Source organism: Pseudoalteromonas sp. OOF1S-7 (genome assembly GCF_022347765.1).
GTDB lineage: Bacteria > Pseudomonadota > Gammaproteobacteria > Enterobacterales > Alteromonadaceae > Pseudoalteromonas.
Genome location: NZ_JAKRFZ010000010.1, coordinates 1 through 11,465, shown reverse-complemented (window position 1 = coordinate 11,465; position 11,465 = coordinate 1). Strand labels below are relative to the sequence as shown.

At 48.8% G+C, this 11,465-nt stretch carries 11 protein-coding genes; 4 read left to right on the top strand and 7 right to left on the bottom strand.

The window, feature by feature from the left end; all coding sequences use genetic code 11:
* Positions 1-122 precede the first annotated feature (122 nt).
* Positions 123-695 (bottom strand): elongation factor P-like protein YeiP, encoded by a 573-nt coding sequence (gene yeiP, locus MHN33_RS14720; protein ID WP_046006170.1) that lies wholly within the window; start codon positions 693-695, stop codon positions 123-125.
* Positions 696-859: 164 nt separating this feature from the next.
* On the opposite strand from yeiP, the gene MHN33_RS14715 reads away from it, so the two are divergent.
* Positions 860-1,447, top strand: a complete 588-nt coding sequence (locus MHN33_RS14715; protein WP_239398835.1) for a DUF6151 family protein — start codon at positions 860-862, stop codon at positions 1,445-1,447.
* Here the strand turns inward: MHN33_RS14715 and MHN33_RS14710 are convergent.
* From MHN33_RS14710 to recQ, 5 genes are all read right to left on the bottom strand, one after another.
* A complete protein-coding gene (locus MHN33_RS14710) occupies positions 1,444-2,679 on the bottom strand; it encodes a tetratricopeptide repeat protein (protein ID WP_239398833.1) in 1,236 nt (411 codons plus the stop codon). The genes MHN33_RS14715 and MHN33_RS14710 overlap by 4 nt on opposite strands.
* Before the next feature lie 319 nt (positions 2,680-2,998).
* Positions 2,999-3,565, bottom strand: a complete 567-nt coding sequence (locus tag MHN33_RS14705; protein WP_239398831.1) for a mechanosensitive ion channel domain-containing protein — start codon at positions 3,563-3,565, stop codon at positions 2,999-3,001.
* A 57-nt stretch (positions 3,566-3,622) separates the two neighbouring features.
* Complete coding sequence (locus tag MHN33_RS14700) at positions 3,623-5,314, bottom strand: ShlB/FhaC/HecB family hemolysin secretion/activation protein (protein ID WP_239399128.1); 1,692 nt, start codon at positions 5,312-5,314, stop codon at positions 3,623-3,625.
* Between the two features lie 152 nt (positions 5,315-5,466).
* Complete coding sequence (locus tag MHN33_RS14695) at positions 5,467-5,769, bottom strand: DUF3630 family protein (RefSeq protein ID WP_239398828.1); 303 nt, start codon at positions 5,767-5,769, stop codon at positions 5,467-5,469.
* Positions 5,770-5,793: 24 nt separating this feature from the next.
* Complete coding sequence (recQ, locus tag MHN33_RS14690) at positions 5,794-7,608, bottom strand: DNA helicase RecQ (protein WP_239398826.1); 1,815 nt, start codon at positions 7,606-7,608, stop codon at positions 5,794-5,796.
* A gap of 150 nt (positions 7,609-7,758) precedes the next feature.
* Here recQ and rarD point away from each other — a divergent pair, with 150 nt between their 5' ends.
* Positions 7,759-8,664, top strand: coding sequence for an EamA family transporter RarD (rarD, locus tag MHN33_RS14685; protein WP_239398824.1), 906 nt, complete (start codon positions 7,759-7,761; stop codon positions 8,662-8,664).
* A gap of 43 nt (positions 8,665-8,707) precedes the next feature.
* Here rarD and MHN33_RS14680 read toward each other — a convergent pair whose 3' ends face one another.
* The gene (locus tag MHN33_RS14680) at positions 8,708-9,085 is read right to left on the bottom strand and encodes a DUF413 domain-containing protein (RefSeq protein ID WP_125717175.1); all 378 of its coding nucleotides are present in this window, start codon (positions 9,083-9,085) and stop codon (positions 8,708-8,710) included.
* A gap of 86 nt (positions 9,086-9,171) precedes the next feature.
* Between MHN33_RS14680 and MHN33_RS14675 the strand changes: the two genes are divergently transcribed.
* Together MHN33_RS14675 and MHN33_RS14670 are read left to right on the top strand one after the other, a co-directional pair.
* Positions 9,172-10,020, top strand: a complete 849-nt coding sequence (locus tag MHN33_RS14675; protein ID WP_239398822.1) for a LysR family transcriptional regulator — start codon at positions 9,172-9,174, stop codon at positions 10,018-10,020.
* A gap of 142 nt (positions 10,021-10,162) precedes the next feature.
* The gene (locus MHN33_RS14670; RefSeq protein ID WP_239398820.1) at positions 10,163-11,092 is read left to right on the top strand and encodes a porin; all 930 of its coding nucleotides are present in this window, start codon (positions 10,163-10,165) and stop codon (positions 11,090-11,092) included.
* Positions 11,093-11,465 lie beyond the last annotated feature (373 nt).

Sequence of the window (11,465 nt, the reverse complement as noted above, 5' to 3'; positions counted from 1 at the left end):
ATGTCTTGTTGTGGGTTATGTTACCGATTTTTGCACAAAACGGCTATGCTATCTCATAAATTGGTTGAACTCTGTTTACCCAAATTTGGTGCCCAACAGCAAATGCTGCGGGCACCACAGACTTAACTGTCTGCGCGGCTCATAAACTTAGATTCCGCAGTGTTGATTTTAATTTTATCACCGCTGGAAATATGCTCCGGTACTTGTACCACTAGGCCAGTTGTTAAGGTTGCCGGCTTAGTGCGGGCACTGGCTGAAGCGCCTTTGATTGACGGCGCCGTTTCTTCAATTACCAGCTCAACGCTTGAAGGTAGATCAAGTGAGACCGGTGTGCCTTCTACGACCACAATCAGCAGGCCTTTAGTTTCTTCGTTGATGAACAGCACCTGTTCAGCGATCGAGTCTTTGTGAATATGATAAGGAGTATAGTCTTCCTCATCCATGAACACATATTCTTCGCCATCGATGTAAGACAGCATCGCAGGACGACGCGTCAGATCTGCCAGTTGCAGCATTTCTTCGGCTTTAAACGTTTCATCGACTTTACCGCCATTGACCACATCGTACATCCGCATACGGTACAAACTGCCGCCAGCACGGCCTTGTGGTACTGAGCGTTCAATGTCTCGGACGATCATGACGCGACCATTGTAATCAATCGCGGCGTGTTTTTTAATTTCACTGGCTTTAGGCATAAAATGCTTCCTGTTAGTCTAAACTGAGCGAGAAGTTAGCATGAAGTCGGTATCTCGCCAAGTACTGTGTTCCCAATCTGCTGGTTCCGCATGCTAGGCCTGCAGGAAAGACACTGAACACAGGGAAGTTGGTTAGATATATTAAAGTATGAGCGGAGTGAGTCATGGTTGAAGGAATTAAGTTGGGTTGCCGATGTGGTCAGGTAAGCGGACGCATCGCGGCGCATCCTCATTGGCAAGGAAATCGCCTGATCTGTTATTGTAAGGATTGTCGGGCTTATTTACAGCACCTGGAGCGGACGGACTGTCTAAACGAGTTCGGGGGCACTGATATCTATCAGGTACCTCCGGCCCATGTCACTATTTTACAGGGGCATGCCCAGCTGGCATGTCTGCAAATGACCAGGCAGGGTGTCTATCGCTGGTACACCCAGTGCTGCAATACCCCTGTTGGCAATTGTTTTAGTGCCTTTTGGCCTATGGTCGGAGTAGTGCATAGCTTTGTGCTTGGGTCACTGGATGAGCAGGTGGGCCCGAGCTCTGGCAGTGTCTATTGTCGCGATGCACAAGGTCGAGTGCCAGATGAACTCAAAGGCGCACGCTCGCACAAGGCGATGGTTTTGCGCCTGATTGCAAAGTTGCTGGCCTGGAAGTTATGCGGCAAAAACACGCCTTCTGCATTCTTTGTCAACGGTGAGCCGCGGGTGATGCCACAACAGCTTGCGTCCGGCACTGCTGTGGATAACGATTAGAGCGAATAAAGGCTCGACATCGCCTGATAATTCAACCCAAAGTGCTGATTAAACCAGTTATTGACGTATTCGTGATGTGGTGCGAGTTTGGCACAGCGCAATACATGCTCACCATTGGCTGCCCCGAGCCTGTCTTCACAGTAGGATTGTTGCCAGACGCTGTCAAGATCGGCTTTAAACTGGTTACGCAGCTCGGACAACTGTTTGTCTAAGCGTGTGCTGACGTCCAGAAACTGCGCTTTTTGCGGAGCCAGATCCAGATCAGGAAAGTCTGCATAATGGCTATGCGTATAATGCACCTGGCTATCATCGACCTTGTGCTCTATTTGCTGGCCACCAAGACGACCCTGGTACATCATGTCCAGACTGAAGTATTCCGTAAACTCAGTAACCGGGTACTGATAGGTTTTGGTCACCTCAGTCTTCATAAAAGAACCTGGCTCGGCCGGGTTGGGCCGCGCTTGCTCTAATGTATAGTGTTTCTGTCTGTTCACCAACTTCGCATCCCGAGAGTGCTTGAAGGTAGCACGGACGCTGAGTGTGAATTGCTCGCCCCCTTGTGGGTGATACCACAGGCTGTCCCGAAAGACTTCATTTAGCTGAGACAAGACGGTCTCCAGGCGGTGTTTTTGCGTACTGGTTTCGTGCAGACGTACGGTAAGTTCTGGCGTAATACGGATCCCGGAGTACAGGGCTTTGTCGTTCACCTGTGTGTCTGCGGAACTGGTAATGTTCCAGGCCTGACAGTACTTGCGATAAAAACGTTGCAAAAAGAGGCGATCCTGACCCTGTGACGCTTTAAGTTTGTGACATTGTCGCTCAGCGTTTTCCTGTAACTGGGCCTGATATTGGGCGAAGGTGTTGCCCAGTCTGGCGTTGGCAATCAAAAAGGCATAGCGCATTTCAAAGTAACGAAATGGATCAGGAAACGCGGAGCGCGACAGCGACAATGCTTCTTGCTGCAGCCAGCTATTTGCATAACGCAATTCTTCATTTTGAGTTTCGGCCATGGGGCCGACAGGTTCAATGTGCCAGCTCACCTGATTACGTAATAAGCGCTCCAACTTGAGGGCCGCACCGGTTTGGTTGCCTGACAGGCGCAGCATACGCACATCAATCAGCCCTCGATCGATGATTTTGTTACGCGCTAAAGTTAGCCCCTGGCGTGCTTCGATATCCTGAGGATCCTCGGCCAGTGCTTGTTGGTAAAACTCAGCAGATTGATCATACATACCCGCTTCGTATAACTTGTTGCCCTTCTGAACTAAGCTTTTACAACCTGACAGTATCAATATGCCCGCGATTAAGAGAGCACACAATTTGGGGGTATTCATCATTCCTTCCTTGTTCAATTTGAAAATTAACCCAATTCGCATAATAAAATAGCGAACCTTGAAGCGAGGGCGCCACAGCGATAACCAGACCACTGAGTGAGAAACGTCTGGCTCAGAACGGGGTAGATTTAACCCCTCACATTGATTGTGTATTTAAGTGAATTGGTATTGTATATCATGCGCCATGTCACCCTTATATGACAACCGGCGCAGATGGTTATTTTTTAGGACCAAGCACCCGCCGCTCAGTAATTTGTTTTGGCTTGACCGGGGCTTCGGTGAGTACCCACACCGGACGGGTGACAAACAGGTTGTTCGGGTAGACCACTTTATGCCCGTCGACGTGACGAAGTACCACGTTCATTAGTCCCATTTCTACAATACAGCCTTCAATGAAGTTAGCGCCGTCAATGATCCTGACCCAATTACCAAGGCGATAGTCATTCTGCACAAACATGATCAGGAAGGCGGTCAGGTTACTGAGTAAAGACCAGGCGGCAAACATAGCGACACCCAGCATGGCAAATAAGGAAGACCCCAGCACCAGCAGTCCACGCAATTCAATGCCCCAGAAAACCAGCAACAGACACAGTAATACTGCACCAACCAGGCCTTTTAACAGCAGTTCTGCGCGTTGCTGACGGTGCAGGTCGATTTTCCCTCGGGTGATCTTATGTAGCACTTTGATCGCCAGTTTAAGGAGCAGAGGAAAGAGGAAAATAAAAAGCAGGGTGACGATCAGTTTGTACTCAGCGAGTAAAAATGTCGTAAGGGTGTCTGACATATGGCATATCCGTCTGTATGCAAATAAAATGGGATGATATCAGGGAAATTTAACCAGTTAAAAGCGGTTTTTAACCGTAAATAACCATTGCACTGAGTCAATGTTGTCAGGGCCATCGAGCGGTGTGGCAACATCCAGATGCAGGACCAGACCGGAATTTGCCCGACTTGGTGCCAGTCGCAACCCCAGGCCGATGTTTTTTAAAAACTGACCCTGGATTTGGTGTGCTAATGCATGTCGCTGTTGGGGAGTCAGTGTGTGTGGCTCGTCGAGGCTACCTGGTAAAGGAGGCGCTAAGGGGCGGCCATCAACCCGGCCAATATCAAAGTAGGCTGCGCCGCCTACTTTAAACAATTGCAGTAAATCGTACTCCCAGTAATAGCGCTTTTCCAGATTGAGTAAAATCCGACGGTTGCCCTGCAGGTAATTACTCGGATACCCTCTGAGACCGGTTTCACCGCCCAGGGTGATCTGCTGGTCGGCACTGAGGTGTTTGCCATATTGTACTTCAAGCTGGGCGTACCAGGACTGGCGCAAGCTGGTATTGAGGTAGTATTGTACCCGCGAGCTTAGCAGCAGGTTTTCTGCTTCGCCCTGGCGCTTGTTCCAGTATCCGTGCAGGTTAAAGGCAAAGCGCAGCAAACTGTTTTGTGAGGTGAAGTGTGCTTTGTGTGCATTGAATGACATAATCCAGCGGCTGTCGTCATCACTGAGTGCTGCGTCGGAGTAGCCAAGCAGGGCGTTAATATTCCAACCCAAATTTAAATCTTCGGTGCGGTAGATAGAATCAAAGTTACGCACTTTAATATAAGCATCTTCAAACCATTGTGCCTGAATATAGGGATAACGGAGCGTGCGATTTTCAGCGATGGGCAGGGTGGTATTTCGAAGGCGGGCGAACTCTTGCTTTTCATCCTGATAGCCCAGCAGCAGCCGACGCGTCCAGTCGTTGTTGAGTGCAAAAGAGCGGCCAATGTAGAGGTTAGAGACTTCACTCAGCTGCTCGTATTCTGAGATCTCTTCCCCCAGGTTGTAAAATGATTCAACCCGGCGATTGCTTAAGTTACTGACGCCATAACTGTAGGGAGTGGAAATAGAAAAAAATGGGTATTCAATGCCAATGTAGTGGACTTTGCCGTCATCGTTGTCTGCGTATTCGAGGCGTCCCTGATAGCGGCTTGATAATATTTGAGGGTCATCATAGACAAACAGATAACCACTGCGATCGGGGTCGGAAATATGGGTGAGTGACAGACGTTTGCCATAGCCCAGCAGGTTGGACTCGCGAAAGCCGAGGCGGCTGGAATTGTCACCGCCGCTACGGCTAAAACTAATATCGGGCAGCAATGTCCAGAGGTCGCGCGTCACGACGGTGACAGCCACCTCTCCGTCGCAGGTTTGCTCGGCAAATATTCTGGCATCATAAATATAGGGTTGCTGGCGTAGTAGTCGCTCTGACTCTCGCAGCAGTTTGGGATCATAGTCACCACCTTGAGTGAACAACAACAAATTGCGGATCACCTCAGGTTTGGTGGTGATGTGAGCCCGGTTAGCAAAACGAAACACGGCATTGTCTTCCTCAGGTAAAGAGGTATCAAAGACATTTAATTGCTTGAGCTCAATACTGACCACGGATGCATTTTGTAATTCCGGTAAGGGATCTTCGCTGTCGAGTTGGCGGTGGAGGTTATTGTCCTCAGGTGCATTGGTGCGGTTGTTGCCGCAGTGCTCAGATGCACTCACGGGCATGCTCGCCGCAATCGGCGCAGAGGTGGCAGCCACCGATGTGAGAATTGTGAGTATCGAAGCGCGAACAACCCAACCCATAGAACAGCCTGTCGTTAATTAACGTACTTTTTATTATGGCCTATGTTAGCCACAGCTGCTCAACTAAGTCTATATTATTGTTGTAAATTTAACCGTAATAATGTAACCAGCTTAGGCAAATGTTCAGTTGCACCAAGGCCTTCCGGCGCGATCCAGATACTCTCGCTGTAGTGTTCAAAGTTGAGATTATAGGGGTGACCTGCACAGGTAAATCGCCACTGGTGGCGGTCGGCGCCCTGGTGAAATTCCAGCAAAGAGAGGCCATCCAGGTGCAAGAAAACTTGCCCCCACAGTTCAAATTCATCCGCGTCAGGCAGTGCTGAGGGGGTGATCAGGATCGTATCCTGATCTGCCAGGTGATCAATGTGCGTTGTCACTGTGACTCCACTTGGTATATCGGGTTAATCGGTGTCGAGGTAATTGCGGATCAGCTGCATAAAGGGCGCACCATATTTGCTGAGCTTGGTAAAGCCAACCCCAGAGACTTTCAGGAACTCGCTGTCGTTGGTCGGGAGCAACTGGGCCATTTCCGCCAGGGTTTTATCACTGAATACCACATAGGGCGGTACATCGTCCTGATCAGCCAGTTCTTTACGCAGGCTACGCAGCTTGGCAAACAGCTTTTTATCGTAATTGAACTGTGCCAGTTTATCCTGATAAACGTGCTTGGCTTCAAGTCGCGGCTGCGCCAGTTGCAACGCATACTCACCGCGCAGTACCGAGCGGGCACCTTCGGTCAGGCGCAGTGCCGCGCCCTGGGTGATATCCTGTGCGACCAGTCCGTGATGGATCAGTTGTCGCAAGATACTCAGCCAGTATTCGTTACTGTGTTCTTTGCCTATGCCATAGGTGCTCAGTGTGTGATGCTGATTGTCCCGGATCCGGGCAGTGTTGGCACCGCGCAGGACATCGACAATGTAGCCCAATCCAAAACGCTGCTCAGCCCGGTATATACAGGACAATGCTTGCTGAGCGACCAAAGTGCCGTCAAAGCGCTTTGGTGGGTTCAGGCAAATGTCGCAGTTACCGCAGGGTTCACGCTGATATTCGCTGAAATAGTTGAGCAGGATCTGGCGGCGACAGGTTTGTGCCGAGGCAAAGCTGGCCATTGAGTTAAAACGCTGCTCTTCAACTCTGCGACGGTGTTCGTCCTCAATGTCTTCAAAAAAGCGTTTTACCCGGCCAATGTCGGCGGGGTCGAAATACATGATGGCTTCCGCTGCCAGGCCATCCCGTCCGGCGCGTCCGGTTTCCTGGTAATATGCCTCGATACTCTTGGGGATATCGTAATGCAGCACGTAACGCACGTTCGATTTATTAATCCCCATACCAAATGCTACGGTCGCCACAACAATTTGAATGTCATCGCGGGCAAAGGCATTTTGCACGAACTGGCGTTGCTCGTTGGTCATGCCGGCATGATATGCTGCGGCGTTAAAGCCGGCCTCAACCAGCTTTTCTGAGATATCATCAACGCGCTTACGGCTGGAGCAATAAACAATACCACTTTGCCCCTTTTGCGTACGCAGGTAGCGCATCAATTGTGACAGGGGTTTGAACTTTTCTTCGATGGTGTAGCGGATATTCGGTCGGTCAAAACTGCCTGTGTGGATAAACGGAGTATGCAGGCCGAGCTGGGTGACAATGTCACTGCGGGTGGCCAGATCGGCCGTTGCCGTCAACGCCATCATAGGCACTGTGGCAAAGCGTTGTTTTAATTCATGCAGACGGCAGTAATGCGGTCTGAAGTCGTGCCCCCAGTGCGATACGCAGTGGGCTTCATCAATCGCAAACAAACCTAGCTTCAGGTGGCTCAGACGCTCTATGAACTCACTTTGTAGTACTTTCTCTGGTGCGACGTACAATAGCTTGATCTCGCCCTGATGCAAACGCTGATAAATGGCTTGTTGCTGTGCCCGGTCAATGCTGTTATTGATGAACTCGGCTGAGATACCTAGCGCCTTGAGCTGGGCAACCTGATCCTGCATCAAAGAGATAAGGGGAGAGACCACAATACAGGTGCCGGGTAAGAGTAAAGCGGGTACCTGGTAACACAAAGATTTGCCACCGCCTGTCGGCAGCAATACTAAGCTGTCGCGCCCGTCCAGGCACGCCTGAATGACGTCGAGTTGCCCGTCACGGAAGTCACTGTAGCCAAAAACTTCTTTCAGTACGCCGTGCGGTGTGTCGATTGAGTGAGTTGCAAGATTTTCCATCGAGCGCATTTTAGTGGGTTTTACGTCAGATGTCTTTTGTTTTTGATCACAGGAAAATCATACTGGCGGGTACAGTTTGCGGTATACTGCGCGCTTGGCATCTGTGGGAACAATCAGAAGGCCAATTTATGTTGTGCTTGGGAGAAATGAATGGGAACGAGTAGTGAAACGAAGCAGGGGTATACCTTTGCCGTTTTAGCGTTTTTGATGTGGGGACTGGCCCCCATCTATTTTAAATCACTGGATCAGGTTGATGCGCTTGAAATTCTTATCCATCGGGTTGTCTGGTCAGTGCTCTTTATCGCCTTGATCATCGCGGTTAAGCTGAACTGGCATAAAGTCATTGCGGTACTGCGCCAGCCTAAATTGATGCTGATGCTGACGGTTACGGCTTTATTGTTGGGATTTAACTGGGGCTTGTTTATCTGGTCTGTGAATAATGGCCATATGCTGGATGCCAGCCTGGGCTACTATATCAATCCCCTACTCAATGTACTGTTAGGCATGCTGTTTTTACACGAGCGCCTGCGTCCTCGCCAGCAGTTTGCGGTTGCGCTGGCCCTTGTCGGGGTGGTGCTGCAATTGGTGAGCTTTGGTTCGTTTCCAGTGATCGCCTTTTCTTTAGCCGGGTCATTTGCAATTTATGGATTGCTGCGCAAGACCATGGCGGTGGAGTCCTTACCCGGTTTGCTGATTGAAGCCGTGATTCTGCTGCCCATTGCATTAGGTTACTGGTGGTGGCTAACACCCAGCGACACCAGCAATATGATGCTGAATGACTGGCTCACCAACCTGCTGTTGATCAGCGCCGGTGTGGTGACGACTTTGCCGTTATTATGCTTTACCGCGGCTGCAAAACGCATCCCTTATTCTACTTTGGGATTCTTTCAGTACATTGGACCCAGTCTGATGTTTATGCTGGCTGTGGTGTTTTATGGCGAAGAGTTTAGTGCAGAGCGGGTGTTAACGTTCGCGTTTATCTGGTCAGCGTTAGCGCTATTTAGCTTTGACTCTTATCGGGCGAGTATGGCGCAGCGTCGTCTTGCTGCGGCATGATAAAGGTGGGAGCACAGGCACTGCCTGTGCTCCTTGTGATGTTTTACAGGTCGTCGTCTGCCTCTGTGGCTACCGCTTCGACTTCTTCTTTATTTGCATTGACCTTAGAGCGGCCAAACAAAGTATGAAACTTGGTTTTGCAGGTTGTCAGTTTAAGGTATTTGGCCCAGGTCTTTTCCATGGCATTTTCCGGGCTTCCTAATCCCCCCATCACCTCCACAAAGTGTTGCTGAAATTCATTTTGCGGATCACAGGCTTTAGTGTATAAGCTCTTAAGTAACGCACCATGGTTTTCCAGAATATCAGACTCTTGCAGGGTAAAGTGTCCGCTTCGTGAAAACCCCCGGGGAAAGTTAATATCATCATAGAAGTGTTTTGTTGTAGCAAAAGCTTCTTTCAGGGTCGCTAAATTTTGACTCATGGTGAAATCCTCAGCATTGTTTGGCAGGAGTATGGACCATAGTGTGGAAATAATTAAACGAGTTTTTTTTATCGTAAGGGGGCTATGTGGACCTAGATCTATTAAAAACATTTGTCGAAGTAGTAAAGACCCGTCACTTTGGTCGTGCAGCCGAGAATTTATACATTACTCAATCCGCTGTGAGCTTCCGGATCCGCCAGTTAGAACAAAGCCTTGGCGTGAATTTGTTTATCCGTCAGCGCAATAATATTCAGCTGACTGCGCCGGGCGAACGTTTGTTACCCCATGCCAATATGATCTTAACCGGGATGCAGCGGGCCAAAGTCGACGTGGCACTGGCTAATAACATGCATAAACAGCTGTCCCTGGCGGGTACCCCGAACATTTGGGACGCGTTTTTACAGTTTGGGATTAACCATATCGTGGCCGCCATGCCCGGGGTATCGCTGGTGGCTGAAGTCAAAGCCCAGCAGGAGAGTACGCGTCTGTTACTGGAGCGCACGCTCGATATTGCCGTGTTATTTGATCCACCCAAAGTGGATGAGCTGGTGGTCAAACAAATTAAGCACCTGGCCATCATCCCGGTCAGTACAATGGCGCAAACGACAAGCGAAGACTTTTTTGATAAGCAATATGTTTACGTAGACTGGGGAACGGCCTTTTCATTGTGGCATGCAAAACAGTTCACTGGCAGCACGCCGCCTTATTTCAGAACCAGTACCGGCCGCATTGCGCTGGACCTTATCATGCAGTGTGGGGGCTGCGCATTTATCCCCCGTGCGCTGGCGGTTGAATCAATAGAGAAGAAACAGCTGTTCCATATCGAATCGGTGGAGCAGAATGCGCGGGAGATTTATGTTGCTTATCACAAGGACAATGATCAACTGGAGCAGATAGAAACGATTGCCAGCCTGTTGGCGTCTTTACCTGATTAGGTTACAGATTATTGAATTATTTATGATGGTCAGCTGACAATTTAATGTCAGTTTTATTTTGTGTGTAATATTTCTGTCACTTATCGCTGGCAGACTGCGCCTGTCTAAAAAATTACGTGTTGTGATACTTGAGGAAATACACATGAAATTATCTAAATCAGCATTATTTGTTTCTCTTTTCGGTGCTTTGTCTGCAAGCGCTTACGCTGATGTTGATGTATATGGTAAAGCGAATTTGTCTGTACAAAGTTCAGACGAAGGTGAAGGTTCATTCACTGAGGTGAAAAGCAACGCATCACGCTTTGGTTTCAAAGGGGCAGAAAAACTAGATTCTGGCCTTGAAGTTATCTATAAACTAGAGTTCCAGGTTGACGTATCTGATGCCGATTCAAAAGGTGAAGACGACAACATTACGGCACGTAACCAGTATGTGGGTTTAAAAGGCGGGTTTGGTGAAATCGTTATCGGTCGTAATGATACGGCTTTCAAACAGTCACAAGGTAAGCTGGACTTGTTTAATGACCTGGAAGCGGATATCAAGAACCTGTTTAAAGGTGAAAACCGTCTTGGCGATTCTATCTCTTACAAGTCAGCCAGCTTCAATGGATTCAAAGTACTCGGTACTTTCATCGCAGAAGACAGCACAGATGGTGAAAATGGTTATTCAGCAGCGCTCACTTATGGTGACGCTAAACTGAAAAAAACCAACTTCTATGCCGCGGTTGCAACTGACAGCGAAGTAAAAGGCTATGATGCAGTACGTTTTTCTGTTCAGGGTAAAGTGGCAGATTTTAAACTGGGCGCAATGTACCAGATGCAAGAGAAAGTTGATGGCTCTGATGAGGCCGACGGTTATATGGTAAACGCAGCATACGGTTTCGGCGCAAATACCCTGAAGCTGCAATATCAGGTTATCGACTTTGATAAGGGCGATAAGGTTGATGGTATTTCTGTGGGTATCGACCACAAGCTGAGCAAAGCTGCAAAGCTTTACGCCTTCTACTCAAGTGTTGATGAAGACAATGGTGTAGAAGAAGACTACCTGGGTGCAGGTATCGAATACAAGTTCTAAGTCTATAAACGACCTAAAACCAGATTGATAAAGGCCAGTCGGAACGCTCTGACTGGCCTTTTTGCGTTTTATGGACCTGAAATCAGGCTGGTTTAGCGGTGTTTTATGTCAAAAAACACCTATTTCGTACAATTAACGTCCAAATGCGCCGTTTTTCTCACTTTTCTTCAAAAAAGGGGTTGCGCTGGGTTTCGATTTCCCTATAATGCGCATCCACCGACACGGGGCACAACGCTGAAAAGCAAGGCGCCAAGTGACGGGAAAGCCAAACGGAAAGCTTAATTAAGAAAAATTAAATTTTCTAGTTGACTTTAAAAGTGAAGCGGTTAATATGGCGCTCCACTTCGCAGCAAGGCTGCGGTAACTAACCAGG